The following is a 23,777-nucleotide window of genomic DNA, read 5'->3' as shown; positions in this document are numbered from 1 at the left end:
AATGAAAAGACTAACCGTTGCCGGAAGATTATTAATTACAGCCCTGGTTATAGGAGCCATCTTTGTTGGCTATAAATATTTTGGCGGCCAGCAGGCCCTTGAAAAAGTGGCCCAGAAACAAAATTCATCTGTCGATTCAGTATCTTCAAATCCGGAAAATACAGAAAGTTCAGAGGAATCTTCGAATGAAAATCCCGCAGTTGCGACTTCAAAAGAGGCATTTAATTACACTGCCCCTGAACCTGTCGATGGGAAATTGAAGGGCGTGGTTGAACTTGGAGCCAGTGGATTTAACTCCTTCATTATCAAAGTGGACAGTGAAAAACGCTGGAAATTGGAAAAATCGGAATTTGGCAACAGCCTTGTAACTGAAAATATGGCAACTGATGAAGACATCCGTATCGGACTTAAAAAGTATATTGGAACAATGCTGGATTTTGGTGTTGGCAAAAAAGATATCCATTTCGTGGTGAGCTCGGGTGCTGCAAAAGCAGATGTTACCAAAAAAATTACAGCAGCTTTAAAATCTTTGGGATATGTGGTAAATCAGGTAACTGCGGAACAGGAAGGACAGTTAGCCTTGAAATCGGTATTACCTACGGACTACGCGACAAAAGCTTTTGTGGCTGATATTGGTTCAGGAAATACCAAAATCTCCTGGATTTCAGGCGGCGGAATTAAAGCAATTGAAAGCTACGGTGCAAAATATTTTCAGGACGGTACGGACGATAAAAAAGTGTATGATGAAGTAAGTTCAAAAGCGAAACAAATTCCTTCTGAGCTTCGTAAAACGGCCTTTATCATCGGCGGTGTACCTTTTGAGATGGCAAAAGAAGTTCGTAAAGACAAAGAACGTTTTACAGTTTTAAGTGCTCCTTCTGACTATTCGAAATTGTCAAATGCAAAGTCAAAAGCCGGTATTAATATCTATAAAGCTATTGCAGATGCCACGGGTTGCCAGCAATTTGTTTTCGACTGGGATGCCAACTTTACAATCGGTTTCTTGTTAACTTTATAAAAATTTAAAGTTTCTGTGGAGGGAGGAATGGAGAGAGGGTTGTCCCCTGCCCCATTTCTCCCTTGTTATTGATAAGACAAAAATGACGCTTAGAGATTTATTTAATCAGGTTTCTTCCAATTATTGGCCGTTGGCCAGCTATTTTTTTACGCTTCCGCTTATTGCCTGGATTGTTGGTCAGCTTGCGACAGGCAGCCGGGACGTTAAATTTTGGGGTATTATTTATGCGATCCTCGTTTATGCTGTTTGCATTCCGGGAATTTTTGCCGTAACATTAAATATTTATCTGTTCCTATTTGAGAGACAAAGTATCTGGCAGGCAAATATCATTATGCAATTTTTACCTGTGATTTCGATGATATTAACGCTGATACTGATCAAACAAAAAATCCCATTCTCGCTTATTCCAGGTTTCGGCAAACTTTCCGGATTTCTGACTTTAATTACGGCGATGATTGGCGTGATGTGGTTTGTAGACAGAATTCATTTGGTCGCCTTTACTTATGTGCCTTTTGTCTATATCGTGGTCGGATTTGTTGGGGCTTTGCTGCTCATTAGATTTGCGTGGAGCAAACTGTTTTGAGAAATACCTTTTACATACAAATCTCAGTCAGTGACGAGCAGAAGCGATTTGCACGCCAGCTGGTGGAATATTCACTTCGTCATCATAAGATTTCCAACATTTGGGATCATCATGACGAGCGACTATCGAAAACCAGAATGTTAAGGTATACCGGGACTTTGGGAGAAATTGTCTTTGCTGATTTATATCACTTGCCCCGCCCGTCAAAATCTTTTGGCGATAGTAACGGACAGGATTGGGGACAGGATTTTCTAATTCGATCCGATGATCAAAATTTCTCTGTGGATATCAAGTCGATGAAAAGACGCTCAGGAGATTTGTCGTCCAATTTTGTTTTAAACATCCCCGCCCATCAGCTACACAAACTCGGATCAAAAACCTCTCATTATTTCTGCATATCATTTCACCAATCCGAATCTCGCGGGACCATCGCTTCGCTTGTCGGTTTTATTGATAAAGAAGCTTTGGAAAAAGGCGAAATTGGGATTTTCTACAAAGCTGGTTCAAAACGTTCACGACAAGACTCAACTTCTTTCATTTTTTATGAAGATACCTATGAAATATTTTTGGGTGATATCGATTCTCCTGTGTTGACTGACTTTGTTCGAAGTGTAAAAGGATTTAAGATTTGCCATTTGAAAGAATAAATAGTATACGTATATTTGATAGTATACTCTAAACACACGTATAAATGGCAGCAAACAAAGAACCAAAAGTTAAGCTGACTTTAACGGTCAAAAAGTCAGTAATTGAAGAAGCAAAAAGGTATGCATCCTTATCAGAAATCTCAATATCTAACCTTGTTGAAGATTATCTGGCAACTTATTCGAAGAAAAATAGCCAGCCGACAACTGAGATTGAAGATTTCAAAGAATCTTTACCATATAAGTTGATGGGATTTGCGAAAGACGGACCGTTGAGCAAAATGACTGATGATGAGATTAGGTCTATGAGAGTAAAAGAAAAATTTGGCTTATGATTCTTTTCTTCGATACCAACGTATTGATAGATCATGCGCTGGTGAGATTGACTGGTCAGCCTATTGAGATATCATTTATAATTTACTGGGCAAAAAGAAAGCAAGTTGACATTGTAATATCCTCTGGCAGTTTTTATACATTCACCTATGTTTTGCATAAACAAGGAATACGAAGAGGCGAATTAAAAAACAAGCTGCTGGACTATCTTTCGATGGTATCGGTTGCCAGTTCCAGTAAGGATTCGTTACTTGATGGAATCAATTCATCTTTTGTTGATCTGGAAGATTCTTACCAGTACATGACCGCTATCCAGGAAAAATGCGACTACCTGATCACCTCAAACATTTCAGATTTTAAGTCGAATAAAAAAGATATGATCAAGCCGATCACGCCTTTGGATTTTGTCACTAAAATTCTCGGAAAGAAAAAAGGAATAGATTACTGAAAATAAATGGCATCACAGACACGCACATTCGATAAGAAAAAATTGCTGGGGCAGATTTATACGCCTATCCATATCGTCGAAAAAATTCTTAAAGATACCGGTTTTTATGAGCTGGATTTCAGTTCGCAAACAATTCTGGATCCGGCTTGCGGAGACGGGCGATTTCTAATTTCCATCGCTCAATATATCATTGAAAATTCTTCGATAGCTGATCTGAAACGAAATCTTGAAAATATACACGGTTGGGATATAGATCCGGACGCAATCACTGCTTGCCGTTACAATTTGGATGAGCTGGTCAAACCTTATTCACTGGATATCAATTGGAATTTAGAGAATGTAGATGCGTTGATACAAATTGATCGCCGTGAAAAATTTGATCTCATTATTGGAAATCCGCCATATATAAGAATTCAAAATTTGGCTAATGATCAGAGATTATTCATTCAGCAAAAATATTCATTTTGCCGGTCAGGATCCACTGATACATATGTCGCATTTTTCCAGCTCGCCTGTCAATTGACGAACGACTCCGGAACTTGCGGATTCATTACACCAAATTCTTTTTTAAGCTCCGAGACTGGTAAAATACTTCGAAAACACTTCGTCGAAAATCAAAACCTAAAACAGATAACAAATTATCGTTCTGTCAGAATTTTCGGAAATACAGGCACTTATGCTGCCATCACGATTTTTGGCAAACAATCTTCTGAAACATTCAGATATGAATTGAGCGATTATGATTTTCAATACGGCATGAGAAATATTTTTTTCTCAGAACTAAGTTCAGATTCCCAGTGGCATTTATCTACTTATGAAAAAACGGATTTACAGGGTACCGCCTTGGGTGATATATGCCAGATATCAGTCGGTTTAACAACGCTGGCCGATAACATTTTCCTTCTGAAAATATTGGAAGAAAAAGACGGGTTATTCACCGCAATCAGCAAAAACGGAATTGTTAGTAAATTTGAAAAAGCGATCTTAAAACCAATTATTAAAGGCTCAAAACTTAAAAATTCTTCTGAACCAATTACTGAGCACATCATTTTTCCATACGAAAAAGATGATACAGGAAAACATAAAATTATCCCCGAAGACATTTTAAAAGCGGAATTCCCAAACGCTTACAAGTATCTAAAAAAAAACAAAGGCCCGCTTCTTAAACGGGACAATGGAAAAGTAAATCCTGTCGCCTGGTATGCTTATGGCCGCGCTCAGGGGCTGGACTCGTCATTTGGAAAAAAAATTATTTTCTCTCCGATGAACCGATTTCCAAATTTCGTTCTCTACGACAATCCGGACTGCACCGTCTACTCCGGATATTTCATCAAATACAAAGGAGAATATGAGCATTTGCTCTCACAGCTAAACTCACAGCGCATGGCAGATTTCATATCAATTGCCGGCCGTGATTTTCAAGGCGGATACAAGGGCTATAATAAAAAAGTAGTTGAAAACTTTATCATAACCGACCTCCCGTAGTGATGAGCCGTTCAATCTAACAATCTCCTCCGATTGGTCTCCTTTAAAAACCACTAATTAAAGCTTAACAGTCGATCATTTTTATCAGAAATATTTTTTAAAAAATTTATAAATAAACGAATGTTCATTTATCTTTACAAAGATATGAGAACGAGAGACACCAATAAGGAAATATTGATAAGGAAAAAGGCAATTGAAATGATAGTCAGCCATGGTTTTGACGGGCTGAGTATGCATAAACTAGCGAAAGCTGCGTCCGTTTCGGTTGCGACGATTTACATTTATTTTAAAGACCGGGAAGATTTAATTCAGCAGCTTTACACAGAAGAATTTGAAAAAATGACGGTTGCAACTTTGGTGAACTTTAATCCTGAATGTCATTTTGATGAGGGTTTGCGGATTCAGTGGATGAATCGTTTGAAATACTGCCTGGAAAATCCATTGAGTATGACCTTCATGGAACAAATGAAGCACTCGCCGCTCATCGACAGATCGAAAATAGACCGGAGATTTATTGACGCAATGACCCAGTTTGTTCATACAGCAATCAGTACAAAAGAATTGATTCAACTGCCGATTGAAATTTATTGGTCGATTGCCTTTGCGCCGCTTTATCAATTGGTAAAGTTTCACATTTCCGGTACCAGTATGCCAGGACGGCCGCCTTTCGTCTTGGATGAGAAGCAGATTGACCTGACCCTTTCGTTGGTTTTAAAAGCGTTAAAACCTTGAAAATATTTATTGTTGTTAAAGTATTTATGCCCGCTTAAACGTCCTCTCGTTATATATCAGTCATCCCCTAATTACATTCGTCATGCTAGCACAGTTCCAGGAAAGTAAACATGTACTGGTTTTTAAAACCAACCTACATCATAGAGATATGAAGAAAATTGAGCCAGCGCTGAATTCGGAGGCTAAAATTATAAGCTGGAACGTAGATCTTACCGATATTGACAACGTACTTCGTATCGAATCAAATGTTCCTCACACCGATCATGTCATTGCACTACTAACCAGCGAAGGTTTTCAATGTGAGGAGCTGATCGATTAAACAACATTAATATATGGCAGAAAATCTACTATAAACATTTACTACTTACCAAAAGTCAATCATCGATATTATTGAAATAGTACAATCTAATGTAAGTCTGGACTTTATTATTATTTCTCCATAAGGAGCCATTTGAGAAAAGAACTTTCTATCACGACAGTGGAGTTTGCGCTTATCGTTTCAGCCCATTCATGTAGCACCGGACCGGCTGGTTTACTCGCGGCTGGTTTCGCCGATATGTTCGACCGAAAGAAATTACTACTGTTTTTTTATGCGCGTTTAATCGCTGGGACTTTGCTATGTGGCTCGGCGCCTAATTATCATTTCTTACCGATTGCGAGAATCGTAACCGGCATTTTCTGTGGGCAACGAGTTCGATTAGTTTCGCGAACATTACCGATTTATTTGACATTCGGATGCGCGGCCGGGTGATGGGATTTGTACAGATGGCCTTCACCAGCAGTCAGGTGCTCGGCATTCTGTTAGGCCTGTTTCCAGCGAATATGTTTGATTGCCACCAAACTTTTCAATTGACATTCTGATTCCGTATCCTCATGGCTCTTTCATTCCAGATTTATAGGAAACACATTAATGCACTTTTGAGACTTCAAACCAAGGCAAACGCTTTTAACTTTTGACCATAGCATATCCAATAAGCAGTTCCAATCAAGCCTCCCGTAGCTGCTATACTTTTTGATCCAGCTTGACCCAGGCTATTATCAAAAATATCCGGCTCAACATTTCAAAAAGACTTTCCAAATTAAAGGTCATTTTTGCTTTCGATAATGATATATATTTATAAATCGTTAATATACAAATAGTTAAATTCTATACACATACTATTATTATATTACTTTTTATAAATACTGACCTTTTTAATTAAATAAAACTTTAAAATCTTTTTATTTTATATCATTAGTTCCACCTATATTTTACCTTTATTTACAAATGAAACAGCGTATCAAATCTTAACTTTTAATACATATAATACTTTTAAATGAAGATCATCAGTATTGTTAACAACAAAGGTGGTGTTGGAAAGACTACTTCCGCACAGAGTATTGCAGCGGGTCTTGCTAAGTTTGCTAATGCACGTGTGCTGGTAATAGACCTGGACGCTCAGGCCAGTTTGACAAAAAGTTTCGGAATTGTACACAGCGGATTGAAGAAAGACAGCGGATCTTTCATCACCGGAGAGTTTGAATTTGAGGAGATTGTAAAACGCGTCGGCGATGTTGATATTTTGCCTGGTTCGGCAGAAATGAGCCATAAAGAAGATACGATCAAGTCGGCTCCTATTTTTCCTTTTAACCTGAAAATTGCGCTGGAAAAAATCAAAGATCGTTATGATTTTGTAATCATAGACTGTCCTCCTGCCCTGAACGGAAACACAAGGATGGCGCTTGTTTCCTGTCATCAATATTACGTGCCGCTGCAAGCTGAATTTCTGAGTTATGAAGGACTTCGCAACTTCCTGGTTTACTCCGCAGAAATCAAAAAAATAAGTCCTACAACCAACCTTGGTGGTGTCTTCGCAACACGGTATAATCCTAAAATCAGAAAGAAAATAAGTCACGAACTTATCAGTGCAACCAAAGAGCAACTTGGTGACGTATTTATGAATAGCTATATTCGTGATAATATTGCTTTGTCTGAAGCGCAGGCAGGCGGAACTAATATCTTCGATTATGCCCCGAATAGTAATGGAGCCGAAGATTATTACAAGCTAACGAAGGAAATTCTGGAACGTATAAACAATTAAAATATGGCAAAGGACAAGAAATTTGATTTCGCACCTCTACCCATTGTCTCTGACATCAACGACGATTTTGAAGTAAATTCATCAACACCTGAGAATTCTGCTCCTACAAAAGTTACATTTGACTGCGACTATGTGCTACTTGAAAAGATGAAGGATTACGGTTACTGGGAAGGACTTACCCAGAAAGACATTATTCTTGAAGCACTGACACGCTATTTCGACTCTGCGGAAATTCGTCCACGCCCGGAAAAAATCCGGAATAAAACAAAAGTCGGCAGGAAGCCAAAGTCTTTGGTGAGCTGAGATTTGGCATTTCTATTGCTGGGAATTATTCCAGCAATAGTTTGCCGGAAGTCTTGCTATTGCCATTTGAAAGGCGGTAAACATAGTTACCTGTTCCCAGGTTTTTAAGGTTAATTTCTGTCGCCTGTCTGAAAAACTTTCGAAGCATCTGCCGGCCACTCATATCATAAAGTGTAAATTCTGACAAACCTTGAAGCCTCACTTTGATATACACTATTTCTTTTACCGGATTCGGAAACACCTGCACCCCATTTCTCATATCGTCATCAATAGCCAGCAGCGGATCGACCAGAACTTTTGTCTGAGATTTTGCAAAACATCCGTTTTTATTTGTTACTTCTACCTCATACAATCCGGAATCAGAGAGCCTGGCATTTGCAATCAGCGGATTTTGTAGATCTGACTTAAAATCGTTCGGCCCGGTCCAGTTATACCTATCGTTTTCAGTCGATGTCAGACGAATCGTTGCGCTCTCGAAATATGGCCCGTCGTTGGAAGCAGCTACCACAGGGTTTTGATTCACCTTTATTTTCACCAAAGCTTCGTAGGAAACAGAGCCGGCATTGAGGCACTTTGCGCTGTATGAAGTGGTACCCGACGGCCGAACCGATATCATTTCAGTCATCTCCCCGGTAGACCAAGCAATAGTACCAGGACAACCAAGTGCGGTAAGCACGGATGCCTGCCCGGCGCAAACAGAATCTTTCGAAGCTAATATGCGAAATCTTAATGGCGCATCTTTCTTTTCAAGTTTCCACGTAACACTTTTCGACCGCTTGAACTGGCGCTCGTCTTGTTTACTGATAAAAGTTGAGTCGAAAATTGTTGCCGTGAGCGTCGTAATACGATTTCTCAAAACACCGTAAGGAATGGTTATGGTTTCACCTTTGGTTCTAAGCAGCCGCCCGTCGATCGCCCAAGTTATAGATAGCGAATTAGGATTTGGTTTTAACAAATCCAATGTAAAAGACTGGCCTTGCTGATTTATCATGACAGGTGCGATGTTGGCGGGTGAAAATTTTTCAATTGGATCAACGAGATCCAGAATTCTCTCAACAGTGGCTTCCCGGCAAACATTGCAAAACTCCTTATTCAATAACTCCATCAGACAATTTTCTGAGGTTGGTTTATACCAGTGTGACGCTTCGCCCTCGCCATGTCTGAAAATCCCAACGTTATTAGCGCCTAGCCAGTTTCGCCACTTAATAGAGCCAGGGTCATTATTTTCAGTCATGTTGGAGGCTTCCCAGCCATACCCCGAACCCGCCCAATATTCATCGTTTAAATGTGTAAGTGTATGCCCTATTTCATGAACACCAATTTTATTTGCCTGGCTGTCCAGCGTATGCACGGCAAAAGAACCACCAGAGCCACCGTACCAGGGCGAATTTGCAAGAATCACGACAAGATCGTAAGATGGAAAATTGCTTGCCAAAACGTTTGACATAGCCGAATAATTAGAAATAGTAACAAGCCGGTGGATCCGCTGACCGAATGAGGAACCGAAAAACGTATCTTTTTTTTCAACCGGCTGATCCGGATAGGCATCAATTGCAGATCCCGGATTTGTAATACCGCTTTCTTTCGACGGAGTACCAATAGAAAAAATGTTGAAATAATTCCTATATCGATCGTACGGAGAATAGCTCAGAAAGAAATCTGCGAACTTTTTCGCCTCGGAAGTAAATCTCGGGAGCTCTTCCTGCGTAAACCCATCACCCAGAATGACGATATTGACGCGATTATCAGTCCTGCCAGCTTTATAAATCGTATCGACAGAAAATTTCTGAGCGCTTGAAATAAAGCTGAAAAGAATCAGGAAAGCGAATAAGGGAAGATGTAGTCTCATTTCTTTATCAGAAGACTATATATTTTTATTTCTCCTTTTGGAGTTACACTATATAAGTCAATTTTCTCCCTCGCCGGATCGTCCTGAACACGCAATGACAAAGTTCCTTCTCGTGCTGTTTGCGCATTTTGGCTCAGATTTCCCTCCTTACTAAATACTTCCACCGAAAGAAATAAAGGATGTTCGTAAAATATTTCGACTGGTTGCCTTTTATCACTAAAAATATGAACAACTTTAATTTGATTTTGTTGAATCCTGGCTGAGCCCAGATCCTTCATTTTGCCGTTGCCGGCGATTGAGTTAACAAGTTTTGCTTTAACCGGCGCGTTGTCACCTGACTGCGTGATCAAAAAATCCAGAAACAGAATGTGATCTGCTGCTTGCGTGTCATAATTCGGAAGTTTACTTATACTCACAAATGACTTTGCCTGTCTGCAATTGACCATTTGCCAACTCAGAATAATGAGAAATAAAGCAGAACGTCTCAGCATGAATATGACTTTTTAGGAGGTCTAAAAATACAGACACTAAAATACAGAAAAGCGTTGCGACGAACTACATTATTTTTCGAAAACTATAACAAACGGTTACAAAACTTCCAACACCTTTGTCATTTCTTCTATAACAGTGCTTACATCTTCTCTCGTTGTCAGGTAATTAACAAACGCAGCTCTGATACATAATTCGTTATGTAAAACGGTTGGCGTCATAAATACTTCCCCCGTTTTGTTCAGAACATCCAAAAACAGTGAGGTTTTTTCCTTCTCCTTTAATCTAAAACACACCACATTCAGGCGGACAGGTGCCGTCAATTCGAATGATTCATGAGCATCGAGACAGGCACCAAAAAATTTCGCACAATCAATACTATTTTCGACAATTGAACAAAAACCTTCCTTACCATACGCAACCAAACTAAACCAGGCAGGCAGGGCTCTAAATCTGCGTGAGTTCTCGGGCAGAAAATTCAGATACGAAAAATTTTCCAAGGGATCTCCCAGATAAGGAGCATTGGAATTCTGGAAAGTCTGCACTTGCAATTTAGAATGCTCCTTTCGCGTCAGAAAAACGGCACTATCATAGGGCACATTCATCCATTTATGGCAATCGATGGTAATACTATCCGCGTGTTCCCAACCTTTTATCAAATGTTTATAATCGGCTGAACATGCTGCAAAACCGCCGAAAGCCGCATCCACATGCATCCAGAAATTGTATTTTTCTTTAAGGTTTTCAATTGCGCTCAGGTTGTCAAAATCGACGGTATTCACAGTTCCGGCACTGCAAATGACAATAATTGGTTTCCCACTATATTCGATTAATTTCTGTTCAAGAATGTACAGATCTATCGCTTCACGGCCTGGAAGTGTATCAACTTTGATAACATTATTACTGCCGAAACCCAGCATCGACAGCGATTTAATCACTGAAGAATGAGGCGTTGCTGCTAAGACAATAATTTCATTAGTCATTCCTTCCCTCGCAATATCCTTTCCTATCTGCGCACCGGCCCATTGTCTGCCCACTGCGAGTCCTGTAAAATTTGACATCGTTGCACCGGAAACGAAACCGCCATTAAATATATCCGGAAGCTCAAACAATTCTGTAATCAGGCGAATGGTTTGTTTTTCAAGAATTGCTGAAATATCGCCATGACCCTGTGTAGTTTGTGTATTTTGATCAAAAACAGATGTCAGCCAGTCACCAGCCAGCGCGGCCGGGGTAACCCCTCCTACAACATATCCCCAGTAACGCGGACCAGCGCTCGAAACAATCAGTTTTCGAAACTTTTCATTAAAATATTCAAGTGTTCTAGATGTACCCAAACCAGCTTTTCCGAGTGGTTCAAGATCGACATCTTGGTCTGTATGCGAAGTCTTGACCTTATCAATTCTAGCCAGATATTCCGTGCTGTATTTTTTAATTTCATCCAGAATCTGTGAATAATTTTCCAGATCTTTTTTAATTACGTTATTCATTTCAACCTTTTTTACTTCCAATTTAAATTTTCTCGCCTTTTCAACAGCCTACCGTGGAAAATCTTCCAGTCACTCATGCTTCCTAGTTCAACTTATATTTCATGATTAACAATTCTTCTGTGATAATTGATTTGTCCGGTGTGCCAGGCCAGATGCTGATACAAATGCGTTAATATGAAAGCATAACTCTGCTGGCTGTTGATCTCGACGACGTCATGTGGATACTCGTCTGACATCATTTTCTCATTCATTTTAAGAATTGATTCCGGAATAATTTCAAGCAGAAAATCGATTTCCAATAGCAGCTGTTCTTTTGTGAAAAGTCGCAAATCAAATTCTGCTTCACGGTCTCTGATGTAAGAAAATCCTCCTATCTGCAAACCTATGTAAGTTCTTAAATTGCCGATAAGGTGCTGACAGATATTACCACCGGAATTGATGGTCCCGGGCAATTTCACCCAAAGTAATTCTTCCGTGGCATAAGCGGATATTTCTTTCTTCAAACGATTCAGGTCGCGTTTGTAGAGGATTATATATTCTTGTAATTCCATTTTATAAATATTTACAATTTACGTTGTTGAAGGCCGTAACCTGATTTTACGAGGAAAACTCCGCTCATGGTAATTGCAAAAGCAACAACAGTATACCAAGTAAGCTTTTCCTGTAAAATCATAAAACCGAGTAAGATTGCAACGAGCGGATTGACGTAGGCATACACGGAAACAAGTCCTGCCGGAAGTTTGGACATTGCGTACAGATACGCTCCAAAAGCAAGGATCGACCCAAAACAGATCAGATAAAGCAAAGCGAGCAGAGAGGTATTGTTCATGGCCGGGATATTGTTCCAATCCTCATTTAATATGCTCAAAGTAAATAAACCGATACCGCCTGTCAACATCTGAACGCCTGCGTTAAAAAATGAACTTGAATCTGATTTATATTTCTGAGTATATAACCCGCCAAAACACCAGGAAACGCAAGAAAAAAGTGCCACGAGGATGCCTTTGAGCCCGTCCTTGTCGTGAACAAATTCAAGGTTATCACCAAAAGTCAGGACCACACCGATGAATCCCAGCAACATACCTGCCAGAATCTGCCAGTTTACTTTTTCATTTTTCGTGAGTGTAAGATTGAGAATAATTGTAAAAATCGGAATGAGTGAACAGATCAGTGCGGCAAGACTGCTGGGAATATATTTTACCGCCCAACCTACAATTCCCGTTCCGAATGTGATCATGCACAATCCCGGAATTACCTGCAATCGGGCGTTGCGCCAGTCCCATTGCTTTTCATTTCCGGATATAAATAAAAATGCCAGTAATAAACATCCAGCGATTGTGTTACGGATGCCCATAAACATAAATGCTGGAAAACCTGCAACACCAATTCTGGCTACGAGGTAAGTAGTGCCCCAAAAAAAGCAAACTAATACGAGAGCGGCATAGGCCTTGAAGTTGGGCTTCATATTAAAGTCGATATGGTCAATAAATGATTTTGCAAAAATTCCACATTAATATTTCTCAAAACAGATTCACTTTTTTAAATTAGCAGCATAACAGATAAAAAATTTTGTTATAAAAATCGAAAGACAAATATGCATGATACGATCGTCAAAGAAGATTTTCTTTATTCAGCGGTTGCGGAACGTTTTGAAAATCAGATAGAAAAAAACATACTCAAAACGGGCGACAAATTAATGTCGCTTCGGGCACTGAGCAAAGAACAGGGTATTAGTATCAGCACTGCCTATAAAGCCTATATCGAGTTGGAAAATAAAGGTTTTATCGAAGCACGGCCGAAGTCCGGATATTTTGTGCGTTTCAGCCCATCGCAGTTTTTAAATACCCCAGAATTACCAAAACCTGCTTCGGGTTTGGTGAAAGTGGATGTTGAAGAAATGTTGAGAATTGTATACAAAACGATCAGTAAAGATGGGATCGTGAAGTTGGCAACAGCTACGCCTTCAAGTGAGCTGATTCCGGAAGCAAAGCTGAACAAGGCCATGATGGAAGCAATTCGCCGAAGTCCACATAGCTGTACCGCATATGAAGACGTTCAGGGAAATCTAACTCTCAGAAAACAGATCGCGAAATATGCCTTCAACTGGAACGGAAATATCACCCCGGACGATGTCGTAACTTCCCAGGGCTGCATGGAAGCACTTGGTTTTTGCCTCAAAGCAGTCACGCAACCCGGCGACACAGTTGCTATGGAAAGCCCGACCTATTTCGGGATTTTTAACGTCATGATCAGTCTGGGATTGAAGGTTCTGGAAATTCCGATAGATGCCGAAACCGGTGTAAATATTGAATACCTTGAATCCGCTTTGCAAAGCAACACAGTGAAAGCTTGTCTTTTTGTCCCCAACTTTGGGAATCCTTCGGGTGGGCTGATGCCCGACCATCGAAAAAAACAATTGGTAGAACTTCTGGCGACACATAAGATCCCGTTAATTGAAGATGATATTTACGGAGAAATGTATTTTGGAAAAACCCGCCCGAAAACCTGCAAAAGTTATGATAAGGAAGGAATGGTGATGTTATGCTCTTCAATTTCAAAAACCATAGCACCTGGTTATCGTGTCGGTTGGTGCATTCCGGGAAAGTTTATGGATAAAATAATCAGCATAAAACTCAACAGTACCGTCTCGTCCGCAACGCCAACACAGGCAGCCGTAGGATTATTTTTTGAAACGGGAAGGTATGATCTGCACATGCGAAAAATGAGAAAATCGCTTCATACCCAATGTTTGCGTTACACGCAGGCGATCTCTGATTATTTTCCAAAGGACACAAAAGTAAGTCGTCCGCAGGGAGGTTATGTATTATGGATTGAAATGAACCCTCATGTGAACGCCTTTGAATTATTTGAAAAAGCTTTAAAGGAAAATATCAGCGTCGCGCCAGGACAAATATTTAGCACAGATGCCCGGTTCACTAATTATATACGAATAAGTTTTGGCGCGCCATACAGTGATTCCATTGATAAAAGTCTGAAAAAACTTGGCAAACTCGTTGAGTCTTTAAGCCGATTCTGAAAATATTCCTAAACAAGAAGAAAATTTTAACGACCATAATTTTCTCCTGAGTAAATATAAATGCCTCTGAATTAATTTTTTACATAATATTCTTAGACGAAATAAGCATGCAACAATAGTGCAACTATCTGATTTTCAGCACATGTAACCCTGTTGCACGCTATATCTGGTTACCTTTGTGCTAAGTTCAATCGCAACGTTAGTTAATCAAAAAACCAAACTGAATAAGCCGCAGAATCAGTTTTTAATTCTATTGCATGAAAGAGGAAACCAGCACCAAACATATACACCTTGAAGATGACTGCTGCGGTGCAGAAAAGACATCAAACCATAATCATCAAGCGCACGACCATAGTGGTCACGATCACGATGATCATGACCACGACCATGATCACGGAGGAGATGAAAACGCAAGTCTTTTACTCAGCAGATGGACACTTTGGCTAAGCTTAGCCATCCTGGCTGCATTTCTGGTTACTACCTTTATTTTACATATTGAAGTCAACAGATACTTCGAAATCGGGCTGATGCTATCCGCCTATTTGCTGGCAGGATACAAAACGGTCATTAGAGCGTTCAAAAAAGTTGGACGCGGAGATTTTTTCAACGAATTTTCCCTGATGACCATCGCAACATTTGGCGCCTTTTACATTGGCGAATTCAGTGAAGGCGTTGCCGTAATGATTTTTTACGAAATTGGAGAATTAATCCAGGACCTGGCAGTAAGCAGATCCAAACGTTCGATCAAGGCACTTCTCGACATCCGGCCGGATGCTGTGACTGTTATTAGAAATGATCAGAATCTGATTATGTCTCCGCTGGAAGTCAAACCGGGAGAAAAAATCCTGGTCAAACCCGGTGAAAAAGTTGCGCTAGACGGAATTCTGATTTCTGACTCGGGCGTTTTCAATACAGCTGCTTTGACTGGCGAGTCAAAGCCAAGCACAAAGACAAAAAGTGAAAGTATTTTTGCTGGTATGATCAACGCTGAAAAGGCCGTTGAGATCGAAGTCAATGCCTTATTCAAAGATTCAAAACTTTCGCGCATACTTGAAATGGTTCAGGACGCGACGGCGAGAAAAGCACCTACACAATTGCTGGTCAGTAAATTAGCTAAAATTTATACACCCATTGTTTTTGGTCTTGCCCTACTAATCATTCTTGTTCCGTATTTTTTTGTTCAAAATTACGAGTTTCAGCAGTGGTTATACCGCGGGATGGTTTTTCTTGTCATTGCCTGTCCCTGTGCATTGACCATATCAATTCCACTTGGTTATTTTGGTGGAATTGGCTTGGCTTCCAGAAATGGTATCCTTGTCAAGGGTTCCAATTTTCTTGACGTTGTAACCGGAATTGACACGCTGGTTTCAGATAAAACAGGAACGCTAACGAAAGGTGTTTTCAAAGTACAGAAAGTTGAAACCGTTATTGAGCCTAAGAGATTTCTGAACTTGTCGGCGTCTCTTGAACAGTATTCGACTCATCCGGTTGCAAAAGCAGTTGTTCAATATGCTGGAAATGTCAATCTGGCTAAATCGATTGATGTGGAGGAATTTGTCGGGCTTGGACTTAAAGGACAAATTGAGGAAAATATAGTGCTTTGCGGAAACACAAAGCTGATGCAGAAATTTTCAGTAAATTATCCTGTTGAACTTGAAAAAATTGTCGAAACGATTGTGATAACAGCTGTCGACAACGCTTATGCAGGATATCTGACAATTGCTGACGAAATAAAAGAAGATTCGGCCCAGGCGATCAAAGAACTGAAAGCGATTGGCATTGAAACAATTATGCTTTCCGGGGACAAGCAAGCGGTAACTTCCAGCATTGCAAAAGAGCTGGCGATAGAAAAAAGTTATGGCGATTTGCTGCCGGAAGATAAGGTCAGGATCGTTCAGGAATTGAAAGATCAGGGAAAAAGAATAGCTTTCGTAGGTGATGGTGTAAATGATGCGCCGGTAATTGCCCTCGCAGATGTGGGAATCGCAATGGGCGGTTTAGGCTCAGATGCCGCAATTGAAACTGCCGATATCGTGATTCAAAATGACCAACCGTCTAAAATCGTTTCGGCAATTAAAGTTGGGAAAATTACTAAATCTGTTGTTTATCAGAATATCGCACTTGCTATGGGCGTCAAAATTCTTGTGATGGCGCTTGGTGCCGGAGGAATTTCAACCCTTTGGGAAGCTGTTTTTGCAGATGTGGGCGTGGCACTACTAGCTATTCTCAACGCTTTCAGAATTCAGGGAAAAAGCTTGTAAAGAAATCATAAGGTTCTATTGATGCAAAAGAGGAGTTTGATTTTACAATCATACTCCTCTTTTATCATAAAAATCATCTGCTCTAAAAGTACACTACTGGCTTTCCCGTTCGCTCAAAATTTTATTAAATTAGAAACCAGATTTTTAATTTTGCTATGATCCGGTCTTGCTGATTTTATAGTTGGCATACTAATTGCAACTGATCTATATAATCATTACTCGACGTAGTCAAATAACATCAGCATCCAATTATCAGCGGTATGAAGGGAAGAAATAAACAAACATATATTCAAAACGCGATTAAACAGGTTTGCGTCATCTTACTATTTCTTGCTGCCTCAAATAGTTATGGACAGCAGCATAGAAATTATTCTGTTATTTGGCGCGGAAAAGAGGTTGGCTCATTGAAAGCGACATCCCAGACGCAGCCTCAGGGACAGATGTATTCGACAATCAGCGAAATGAATATTCAGATGCTCCTATCATTTCATATTCAGTCGAATATCACAAATCTATTTTCTAATTCACACCTAAAAGAAGCTCAGGTTCAAAGGTTTGTGAATAAAAAGAAAAAATTGACGAGTACTACGCATTTCAACCAGAATCACTACGAGCTGAAAAAGGATAAAGACGACATCATTAAGTTGAAGAGCAACATTCCTGCAACGGTAACCTGGTTATATTTTAACGAACCGATTCAAAAAACAGAAATTTTCTCAGAGACTTTTTTAACTTTTTTGAAGTTTAAACAAATTGCCGCATCGGTTTACAAAACCACACTTCCTGATGGTGATGTTATGACATACACATATCAGTCAGGAATTTTACAGCGCGTGGAGATCGAATCCGGGTATGGTGACTTTGTTTTTAAACTGAAAATTTAAAATGTTTTAAACCAAAAGGTTAGGGTAAAATATCTCATTTTGTCCGGAATTAATACAAGTTTTTGAAAACAAATGAGTATTTTGTTACGTTATCCTTCGCAATGACTCCACAAAAATGTCAATTTTCCTGATGTATCGGGAATGATATTTTTAAATGAACTGTAAACCAACCGATCGTTATGAAGAAACTATTATTATGCACGATTGCCTTGATGGCTTTCCTACATTTCAGTTGTTCGAGGGAGAAGGCCATGGACAGCGACGTTGAAGCGAATAATGAGGTGCAGATTAGAATTAAAAATGCCAGTTTGCTACCCTTTCAGAATATTGAAGTAAATACCAGTGGCGGAATTAACAATTTCGGTAACCTGCCTGACAGTCAATTGTCTGAATACAAAACTTTTAATTTTGCCTACCCATACAGTTTCGTAAAATTGCAAATTAACGGCGAACCTTACATCATTGAGCCAATCGATTATGCCGGCTTGAATCGTTTGGAAAATGGAAAATACACTTACGAAATCAGTCTTGATCCGGAAGGAAATCAGATTTTCATGTCTCTTCAAAAGGATGACGTAGCTGCTAATTGAGGAAATTTTGTAAGGTAACGGATAGCACAGATTGTGGATTCTGTTACCTTCACAAATAAATTTTCACTCAATTACTACTTCATGAAAAGGTTTACGCTCCCTTTATCTTTCCTAATTGTTTACGGCGCCCAGGCCCAGCAGGCGCAGGTCAAAGAAAAAGCTTCAACTTCAACTCATTCACAATCATACGAACCACCAGTTTTTAAAGACAAGGCCCGGCTCGAAAAGATTAAAGCAGCAATTCCGGTTGTAGAGAAACTGTATAAGGATTACGCTAAAAAAAATAATTTTCCAGGATTAGCTTTCGGTTTGGTTGTTGACGATCAGGTTATCTATGCTGACGGGTATGGCTATACCGACCTTGATAAAAAAACAAAAGCATCAGGAAAATCGCTTTTCCGTATCGCGTCGATGAGCAAAAGTGTTACCACCATGGCAATTCTTAAATTACGTGACGAAGGAAAACTTCGATTAGACGATCCGGCATATTTATACATCCCGGAATTAAAGTCAATGCCATTGTTGACAGCAGATTCTCCTGCAATTACGATCAGGAATCTTATGACGCATACGGCAGGATTTCCGGAAGATAATCCCTGGGGTGATCGGCAGTTGGACACAAAAGATGAGCAGTTGCTCCAACTGTTTCAAAAACATCTTTCAAACTCCAACGTGCCCGGTGTCCAGTATGAATACAGTAATCTTGGTTTCGCGATGCTGGGGAAAATTATCGGGAACATTACCGGTATCTCTTATCAGCAATACATCACCGAAAATATCTTCAAACCGCTCGGAATGAACAGCACTGTTTGGGAATATACAAAAGCCCCGGCAGATTTGCTCGCCCATGGATACCGCTGGGAAGATGAGAAATGGAAAGAAGAAGAATTGCTGCATGATGGGACGTATGGTGCAATGGGAGGAATTATTACATCCATCGAAGATTTCGGAAAATACATGGCGTTTCATCTGGCTGCCTGGCCTCCGAAAAATGATAAAGAAACCGGACCTGTAAAACGTAGCTCCGTCCGTGAAATGCAGCAGCCTTGGGCATTCAATAATTTAAATACAAAGTTCAAGTATCCTGACGGTCGTACTTGTGCCATGGTGAGCAGTTATGGTTATGGTCTAAGAATCAGCAGAGATTGTGATAACAAATTGTTTGCAGGTCATACTGGCGGTTTGCCTGGTTTTGGGAGCCAATGGTGGATTATGCCTGAGTATGGCATCGGCGTTATCGCGAATGGAAACCTTACTTATGCAAGTATGAATACGGTTAACTTCGCGGTCATGGACACGCTGATTTCTATTGCAGGCTTAAAACCGCGGCAGTTACCCGTCTCTCCTATTTTGAAACAACGAAAAGAAGAGCTTCTTAAACTTTTACCAGATTGGACGGGTGCTGAACATTCGAAGATTTTTGCCGTAAATTTTTTTCCGGACAAATCGGTCGCAATCAGACAAACAAGCAGCCAGCAAATATTTGCTAAAATTGGCAAGATCAAAAACGTAAGTGACCTGATTCCGGAAAATCAATTACGTGGTAAGTTTAATATAGAAGGCGAAAAAGGAACTGTGGAAATATTCTTTACGCTTACGCCAGAAAATCCTGCGCTTGTTCAGCAATTGGACGTGAAGGAAATTGTAAAATAAATGAAAGAGACGGATAACTATTACCTGCAAAAGGACGAACCGGTGAAAAGCTGCCTTTCAGCGCTGCGGCAGATTATTCTGGATAGAAATTCAGATATCACCGAAGCGTGGAAATATAGGATGCCGTTTTTCTGCTTTAACGGAAAAATGTTTTGTTACCTCTGGATTGATAAAAAAACCAACTTTCCCTATTTGGGGATCGTGGAAGGAAAAAGGATCGATTACCCTGGACTTGTCCAGGATGATCGATCCAGAATGAAAATTATAAAATTCGATCCGAACGAGGATCTTCCAATTGCCGCAATTCATGATATTCTGGATGCTGCATTATTACTATATACCAGTGGGATTGTGAAAGTGAAAAGTTAATTTTTCACTTTGCTATCCAGCCATTTTTTGCGGAACGAAAGCATTTCTTCTGTCACAGGCAGATTTAGCTTTTCATTCGGCAGCACCACAAGTCTGGGGTTTTCGATCAATTTCATCATGCCCATCTTCGTTGCATCACGGTGAACAAATTCTATACTGATTTCGTCCCCAAGCCGGTGTGAAGACAAGATTGTTTTAATGTCGTCATCCGATTTTACAGATTTCCCATCCAACTTTAAAATCTGGTCGTCGATATCAACGCCCGCATCATACAGGGGCGTGTTGACGATGGTGTTCGCAGCGACTACCAATTCCGATTTCTCCTTGAAGCGAATATTGCCAATCCAGGCTTGTCCCTCAAATTCCTTTTTAAAAGTCATACCTCCTTTCTTGAACAATGGCGCATAGTCAAAAGACTCATGTCCCAACACATATTTTTTGAAAAAGTTTGCTGCAAAAACTTTGTCTCCTGTCACTGTTTCCAAAACTTCCTCCAAATCCGATATCACGTAAGGCTTTTCAGTTTTTCCAAATTTCAACCATACTGCCTTCATGAACTGATCCAGCGATAAGTTACGGCTGAGCAATTCCAGATCAAGCGCCATCGCTATCGATGCGCCGTATGGATAATAGGAAGTATAAGTGTTTGGATAATTGGTTTTGTCAACGGCGACACCAGCATCCACAAATACTGCCATACAACTTGCGTCAGCCGGCGAAAGTCTTTTCGCGCCTGGTGTATTTTCTTTGGTATTAGTTAAAGCACTGAACGTTCCCGCCATATCATCCAGATTTCTAAAGCCAGCGCGTTTCAAAAGCAGTTCGCCATAATATTGTGTAAAACCTTCCGCAAACCAAAGCTCACGGCTCATATTACTTTTCTCATAGTTAAACGGTTCCAAACTTTTTGGACGGATGCGTTCGACATTCCAGGCATGAAAGAATTCATGTGCAAAAACGCCCAACAGGTTGTCCGAACCATCAAACTTTACAGGCAAAGCTATCATCGTACTGTTGCGATGTTCCATTCCGTCACCTTTTACATACGGATTGATACTCGCGAGAAATGTGTACTGTCCATAATCGAATGAAGGAAACTCACCAAAAACTGCCTCGCTTTCTTCTATGATTTTTTTAATTTTATCAGCAAACGCAGTCGCCCCGGCATCATCAGAATCAATTTCAAGCGCAAGTCTGAAATCAAGATTTTTGCTATCCGGATTTTTCAGCGACCATTTTTTTACAAATAATTTTCCAATCTTGACGGGAGAATCCATGAAATATTGAAGATCCGGCGCGGTAAAAATATTAGTTTTCTCAGTAGGTTTTAATTGCGTGGCAATCGTCCAGTCTTTTCCGTTTGGTAATTTGAAATTCACATCTATCGGAGCATTTTGCAACTCCTTCACCCACATAAAAGTCGCAGGATTGTTTAACTGGATGCTATTTTGATCGATACCCGCGTATGTTCCGTCAGGATGGTTGGCATATAATGTGTAGCGTACTTTTGCAAAACCGCCAGGCGTACTTACCTGGTATACGTCGCCGTCAATGCGCGTTACCGGTAAAACTTTTCCAGACTTGTCAAAGGCAGTGACGTCATAAACATTTTTCCCAAACTCATGCGTGGCATAACGTCCGGGTGAAGACCTGCTCATGCGGAATGTCAATTGTTTTTGCGAAACACCGGAAACTGTCACTTCAATAACTGCTTCGTGATGGACAATGTTTGGAAACGATACGTCGTACTTTATTTTTTGAGCAGAAACAGTAAAAATTGTAAAAAAAAGAAAGGCAGAACTTAGATACCGGATCATTTTTCGGGCTTATTTAATTGTAAGAATAACCCGAAGATCGAAAAAAAGAAGTTTGAAACAAGTATCGAAGAACGAGGAAGATTTAATGATTATCCGAAACCGTTTTAATTTCTGCAAAAAATCCGATTTGTTAAATCTATATATAGAGCTGGACCATTTGTCGCCAATATCGCGGACGGTGCGCCTCTTCATTCCATTCGTAAAACTGATGCGGGATTTGAAGATTTTTTAAAGCATTACTCAATTCACGATTATTTTCCAGGAAGTGATCTTCCAGGCCTATCACCAGGATGATCTCCATTTTCTTTATCTGCCTGACAATCCGTTTGTCTGATAACATGGCAATAAAACGGGTTGGCATGTTGTAATAAATTGTGTCATTGAAATATCCGTCGAACAAGTCGTCAAAAAACGGGAGTGAAATAGTCAGGTCATAACGCGCACTCATACCTACTACCTTTGTAAAAAGTTTCGGATGTCGGAAAGCAATATTCACCGCGTGATACCCCCCTAAACTACATCCCGCAGAGACCAGCCTCTTGTCTTTGTTTTGTTTTCTAATAAAGGGAATCACCTCTTTCAGAATATATTTTTCATATTGACCATGACGTAAAATTCGTTGTTCCGGCTCAGCATCTGAGTAAAAACTTTCATTATCAATGCTATCTACGCAATAAATCTGCACTTTGCCAGCTTCGATTTTTTCGCGCATGGCCTCGATTATCCTCCAATTTTCAAAGTCATAAAAACGCGCCCCTCTGGTCGGAAAAAAAATTACCGGCTCTCCCATATGGCCAAAAACCAAAAGCTCCATATCCCTTTCAAGCATCTTGCTGAACCACTTATGGTATGCTCTTTCCATTTTACCCCCAAAATTGTTGATTAATATTTAATTAAGCTGGCTAATATTTTTCGTAATCACTTCCTTCCAAACCGCATATCCTTCTTTACTCAAATGCAATCCATCATCCTCAAAAAGCGCTTTTTTGGGAAACCCTTCTGCATTCAGGGTTTCCGGAAAAATATCAATATAATGTTGAAATTCGTCTTCTTCGGTCACCGCTTTAATAAGCGTGTTTGCTGATTTTATTTGCTCAATAATATTCCAGCGTTGCAAACTTGGTTTTATCGAAATGAACGTGCACGGAATATTCCCAAATTTTTCTCTGATACTGAAAATTAGCTGACGATAAAAAAGGCAGACTTCTTCCGGCTGTCTTCCATCGCCGAGATCATTGTCTCCGGCATAGATAAGTATAGATTTTATGGATGTCACCGGAGCAAAAATGCGATCAAAAAACCACGCACACGCGGCGATCGTTGACCCGCCGAAACCCAGATTAACCGGCTTTAATTCTTCAAAATCAGTATATAAATTTTCCCATAATGTAAATGTCGAGCTACCATAAAAAACAGTTTCAGGCAAATACTCTAAATTCGATAAAACTTTTTCAACTCTTAAAACTTCCTCTTCGTACCAAAGCATAAATTTCTAAACTATTTTTACTGACTGTATACCACTCTTACCAAAGGTATAGGAATGATGTTAACTCCCGGTTAAGTTTATGTCATTATTACAAAATATAACTCGTTGGGTGAAATTATGTAATCTGAATTTTAATATTGTTGATATTTCTTTGATACACGAATTTGTTGATGTATTGAATCGAGGTTAGAGCTGTTATTTTAGCCAAAATTCTCGTTTTAAAAC

25 protein-coding genes and 1 pseudogene are annotated in these 23,777 nt (G+C 39.9%); 17 read left to right on the top strand and 9 right to left on the bottom strand.

Annotated elements, in window-relative coordinates:
* Position 1 precedes the first annotated feature (1 nt).
* From L0657_RS20720 to L0657_RS20675, 11 genes are all read left to right on the top strand, one after another.
* On the top strand, positions 2-1,018 hold the full coding sequence (locus L0657_RS20720) for a hypothetical protein (protein ID WP_235152680.1): 1,017 nt from the start codon (positions 2-4) through the stop codon (positions 1,016-1,018).
* An 82-nt stretch (positions 1,019-1,100) separates the two neighbouring features.
* Positions 1,101-1,601, top strand: coding sequence for a hypothetical protein (locus tag L0657_RS20715; protein ID WP_235152679.1), 501 nt, complete (start codon positions 1,101-1,103; stop codon positions 1,599-1,601).
* A complete protein-coding gene (locus L0657_RS20710; RefSeq protein ID WP_235152678.1) occupies positions 1,598-2,248 on the top strand; it encodes a hypothetical protein in 651 nt (216 codons plus the stop codon). Before L0657_RS20715 ends, L0657_RS20710 begins: the two co-directional genes overlap by 4 nt.
* Positions 2,249-2,292: 44 nt before the next feature.
* Positions 2,293-2,580: a DUF6364 family protein gene (locus tag L0657_RS20705; RefSeq protein ID WP_235152677.1), complete on the top strand. Its 288-nt coding sequence runs from the start codon at positions 2,293-2,295 to the stop codon at positions 2,578-2,580.
* Positions 2,577-3,026, top strand: a complete 450-nt coding sequence (locus L0657_RS20700; RefSeq protein WP_235152676.1) for a PIN domain-containing protein — start codon at positions 2,577-2,579, stop codon at positions 3,024-3,026. Before L0657_RS20705 ends, L0657_RS20700 begins: the two co-directional genes overlap by 4 nt.
* Positions 3,027-3,032: 6 nt before the next feature.
* Positions 3,033-4,511, top strand: coding sequence for an Eco57I restriction-modification methylase domain-containing protein (locus tag L0657_RS20695; RefSeq protein WP_235152675.1), 1,479 nt, complete (start codon positions 3,033-3,035; stop codon positions 4,509-4,511).
* A 144-nt stretch (positions 4,512-4,655) separates the two neighbouring features.
* Entirely contained in the window at positions 4,656-5,243 is a 588-nt protein-coding gene (locus L0657_RS20690) for a TetR/AcrR family transcriptional regulator (RefSeq protein ID WP_235152674.1), read from the top strand.
* Between the two features lie 82 nt (positions 5,244-5,325).
* On the top strand, positions 5,326-5,562 hold the full coding sequence (locus tag L0657_RS20685) for a hypothetical protein (protein WP_235152673.1): 237 nt from the start codon (positions 5,326-5,328) through the stop codon (positions 5,560-5,562).
* A 120-nt stretch (positions 5,563-5,682) separates the two neighbouring features.
* Positions 5,683-5,994: an MFS transporter gene (locus L0657_RS28180; RefSeq protein ID WP_409015097.1), complete on the top strand. Its 312-nt coding sequence runs from the start codon at positions 5,683-5,685 to the stop codon at positions 5,992-5,994.
* A gap of 565 nt (positions 5,995-6,559) precedes the next feature.
* Entirely contained in the window at positions 6,560-7,324 is a 765-nt protein-coding gene (locus L0657_RS20680) for a ParA family protein (RefSeq protein WP_235152672.1), read from the top strand.
* Between the two features lie 3 nt (positions 7,325-7,327).
* A complete protein-coding gene (locus L0657_RS20675; RefSeq protein ID WP_235152671.1) occupies positions 7,328-7,627 on the top strand; it encodes a hypothetical protein in 300 nt (99 codons plus the stop codon).
* Positions 7,628-7,652: 25 nt separating this feature from the next.
* On the opposite strand, the gene L0657_RS20670 is transcribed toward L0657_RS20675, so the two are convergent.
* From L0657_RS20670 to L0657_RS20650, 5 genes are all read right to left on the bottom strand, one after another.
* Positions 7,653-9,476 (bottom strand): M64 family metallopeptidase, encoded by a 1,824-nt coding sequence (locus tag L0657_RS20670; RefSeq protein ID WP_235152670.1) that lies wholly within the window; start codon positions 9,474-9,476, stop codon positions 7,653-7,655.
* Positions 9,473-9,967: a hypothetical protein gene (locus L0657_RS20665; RefSeq protein ID WP_235152669.1), complete on the bottom strand. Its 495-nt coding sequence runs from the start codon at positions 9,965-9,967 to the stop codon at positions 9,473-9,475. Before L0657_RS20665 ends, L0657_RS20670 begins: the two co-directional genes overlap by 4 nt.
* Positions 9,968-10,063: 96 nt before the next feature.
* On the bottom strand, positions 10,064-11,455 hold the full coding sequence (locus L0657_RS20660; RefSeq protein ID WP_235152668.1) for a pyridoxal-dependent decarboxylase: 1,392 nt from the start codon (positions 11,453-11,455) through the stop codon (positions 10,064-10,066).
* Between the two features lie 92 nt (positions 11,456-11,547).
* Positions 11,548-12,006 (bottom strand): DUF1572 family protein, encoded by a 459-nt coding sequence (locus L0657_RS20655; RefSeq protein WP_235152667.1) that lies wholly within the window; start codon positions 12,004-12,006, stop codon positions 11,548-11,550.
* 11 nt (positions 12,007-12,017) lie between these two features.
* Positions 12,018-12,920 carry a DMT family transporter gene (locus tag L0657_RS20650; protein WP_235152666.1) on the bottom strand — a complete coding sequence of 301 codons (903 nt, stop codon included), beginning with the start codon at positions 12,918-12,920 and terminating at the stop codon, positions 12,018-12,020.
* 129 nt (positions 12,921-13,049) lie between these two features.
* On the opposite strand from L0657_RS20650, the gene L0657_RS20645 reads away from it, so the two are divergent.
* From L0657_RS20645 to L0657_RS20620, 6 genes are all read left to right on the top strand, one after another.
* A complete protein-coding gene (locus tag L0657_RS20645; RefSeq protein ID WP_235152665.1) occupies positions 13,050-14,492 on the top strand; it encodes a PLP-dependent aminotransferase family protein in 1,443 nt (480 codons plus the stop codon).
* A gap of 257 nt (positions 14,493-14,749) precedes the next feature.
* A complete protein-coding gene (locus L0657_RS20640; protein WP_235152664.1) occupies positions 14,750-16,753 on the top strand; it encodes a heavy metal translocating P-type ATPase in 2,004 nt (667 codons plus the stop codon).
* A 260-nt stretch (positions 16,754-17,013) separates the two neighbouring features.
* On the top strand, positions 17,014-17,637 hold the full coding sequence (locus L0657_RS20635) for a DUF6134 family protein (RefSeq protein WP_235152663.1): 624 nt from the start codon (positions 17,014-17,016) through the stop codon (positions 17,635-17,637).
* A gap of 179 nt (positions 17,638-17,816) precedes the next feature.
* Positions 17,817-18,227 carry a hypothetical protein gene (locus L0657_RS20630; protein ID WP_235152662.1) on the top strand — a complete coding sequence of 137 codons (411 nt, stop codon included), beginning with the start codon at positions 17,817-17,819 and terminating at the stop codon, positions 18,225-18,227.
* An 81-nt stretch (positions 18,228-18,308) separates the two neighbouring features.
* Entirely contained in the window at positions 18,309-19,880 is a 1,572-nt protein-coding gene (locus L0657_RS20625) for a serine hydrolase (protein ID WP_235152661.1), read from the top strand.
* The gene (locus L0657_RS20620) at positions 19,881-20,249 is read left to right on the top strand and encodes a DUF1801 domain-containing protein (protein ID WP_235152660.1); all 369 of its coding nucleotides are present in this window, start codon (positions 19,881-19,883) and stop codon (positions 20,247-20,249) included.
* Here L0657_RS20620 and L0657_RS20615 read toward each other — a convergent pair.
* From L0657_RS20615 to L0657_RS20600, 4 genes and pseudogenes are all read right to left on the bottom strand, one after another.
* Positions 20,246-22,066: a M61 family metallopeptidase gene (locus tag L0657_RS20615; protein ID WP_235152659.1), complete on the bottom strand. Its 1,821-nt coding sequence runs from the start codon at positions 22,064-22,066 to the stop codon at positions 20,246-20,248. The genes L0657_RS20620 and L0657_RS20615 overlap by 4 nt on opposite strands.
* 136 nt (positions 22,067-22,202) lie before the next feature.
* Entirely contained in the window at positions 22,203-22,928 is a 726-nt protein-coding gene (locus tag L0657_RS20610) for an esterase family protein (RefSeq protein WP_235152658.1), read from the bottom strand.
* A 27-nt stretch (positions 22,929-22,955) separates the two neighbouring features.
* A complete protein-coding gene (locus L0657_RS20605; RefSeq protein ID WP_235152657.1) occupies positions 22,956-23,552 on the bottom strand; it encodes a GDSL-type esterase/lipase family protein in 597 nt (198 codons plus the stop codon).
* Positions 23,553-23,667: 115 nt separating this feature from the next.
* A pseudogene (locus L0657_RS20600) lies at positions 23,668-23,777 on the bottom strand (IS982 family transposase); the annotation flags it as partial.

Source organism: Dyadobacter sp. CY345, assembly GCF_021502725.1.
Classification (GTDB): Bacteria; Bacteroidota; Bacteroidia; order Cytophagales; family Spirosomataceae; genus Dyadobacter.
The sequence above is the reverse complement of the archived record's forward strand: the minus strand, read 5'-3'. Positions and strand labels throughout refer to the sequence as shown.

Coding starts and splice junctions, on each gene's coding strand:
- L0657_RS20720 (WP_235152680.1), top strand. CDS start 2: ATGAAAAGACTAACCGTTGCCGGAAGATTATTAATTACAGCCCTGGTT.
- L0657_RS20715 (WP_235152679.1), top strand. CDS start 1,101: ATGACGCTTAGAGATTTATTTAATCAGGTTTCTTCCAATTATTGGCCG.
- L0657_RS20705 (WP_235152677.1), top strand. CDS start 2,293: ATGGCAGCAAACAAAGAACCAAAAGTTAAGCTGACTTTAACGGTCAAA.
- L0657_RS20700 (WP_235152676.1), top strand. CDS start 2,577: ATGATTCTTTTCTTCGATACCAACGTATTGATAGATCATGCGCTGGTG.
- L0657_RS20695 (WP_235152675.1), top strand. CDS start 3,033: ATGGCATCACAGACACGCACATTCGATAAGAAAAAATTGCTGGGGCAG.
- L0657_RS20690 (WP_235152674.1), top strand. CDS start 4,656: ATGAGAACGAGAGACACCAATAAGGAAATATTGATAAGGAAAAAGGCA.
- L0657_RS20685 (WP_235152673.1), top strand. CDS start 5,326: ATGCTAGCACAGTTCCAGGAAAGTAAACATGTACTGGTTTTTAAAACC.
- L0657_RS20680 (WP_235152672.1), top strand. CDS start 6,560: ATGAAGATCATCAGTATTGTTAACAACAAAGGTGGTGTTGGAAAGACT.
- L0657_RS20675 (WP_235152671.1), top strand. CDS start 7,328: ATGGCAAAGGACAAGAAATTTGATTTCGCACCTCTACCCATTGTCTCT.
- L0657_RS20670 (WP_235152670.1), bottom strand. CDS start 9,476: ATGAGACTACATCTTCCCTTATTCGCTTTCCTGATTCTTTTCAGCTTT.
- L0657_RS20665 (WP_235152669.1), bottom strand. CDS start 9,967: ATGCTGAGACGTTCTGCTTTATTTCTCATTATTCTGAGTTGGCAAATG.
- L0657_RS20660 (WP_235152668.1), bottom strand. CDS start 11,455: ATGAATAACGTAATTAAAAAAGATCTGGAAAATTATTCACAGATTCTG.
- L0657_RS20655 (WP_235152667.1), bottom strand. CDS start 12,006: ATGGAATTACAAGAATATATAATCCTCTACAAACGCGACCTGAATCGT.
- L0657_RS20650 (WP_235152666.1), bottom strand. CDS start 12,920: ATGAAGCCCAACTTCAAGGCCTATGCCGCTCTCGTATTAGTTTGCTTT.
- L0657_RS20645 (WP_235152665.1), top strand. CDS start 13,050: ATGCATGATACGATCGTCAAAGAAGATTTTCTTTATTCAGCGGTTGCG.
- L0657_RS20640 (WP_235152664.1), top strand. CDS start 14,750: ATGAAAGAGGAAACCAGCACCAAACATATACACCTTGAAGATGACTGC.
- L0657_RS20635 (WP_235152663.1), top strand. CDS start 17,014: ATGAAGGGAAGAAATAAACAAACATATATTCAAAACGCGATTAAACAG.
- L0657_RS20630 (WP_235152662.1), top strand. CDS start 17,817: ATGAAGAAACTATTATTATGCACGATTGCCTTGATGGCTTTCCTACAT.
- L0657_RS20625 (WP_235152661.1), top strand. CDS start 18,309: ATGAAAAGGTTTACGCTCCCTTTATCTTTCCTAATTGTTTACGGCGCC.
- L0657_RS20620 (WP_235152660.1), top strand. CDS start 19,881: ATGAAAGAGACGGATAACTATTACCTGCAAAAGGACGAACCGGTGAAA.
- L0657_RS20615 (WP_235152659.1), bottom strand. CDS start 22,066: ATGATCCGGTATCTAAGTTCTGCCTTTCTTTTTTTTACAATTTTTACT.
- L0657_RS20610 (WP_235152658.1), bottom strand. CDS start 22,928: ATGGAAAGAGCATACCATAAGTGGTTCAGCAAGATGCTTGAAAGGGAT.
- L0657_RS20605 (WP_235152657.1), bottom strand. CDS start 23,552: ATGCTTTGGTACGAAGAGGAAGTTTTAAGAGTTGAAAAAGTTTTATCG.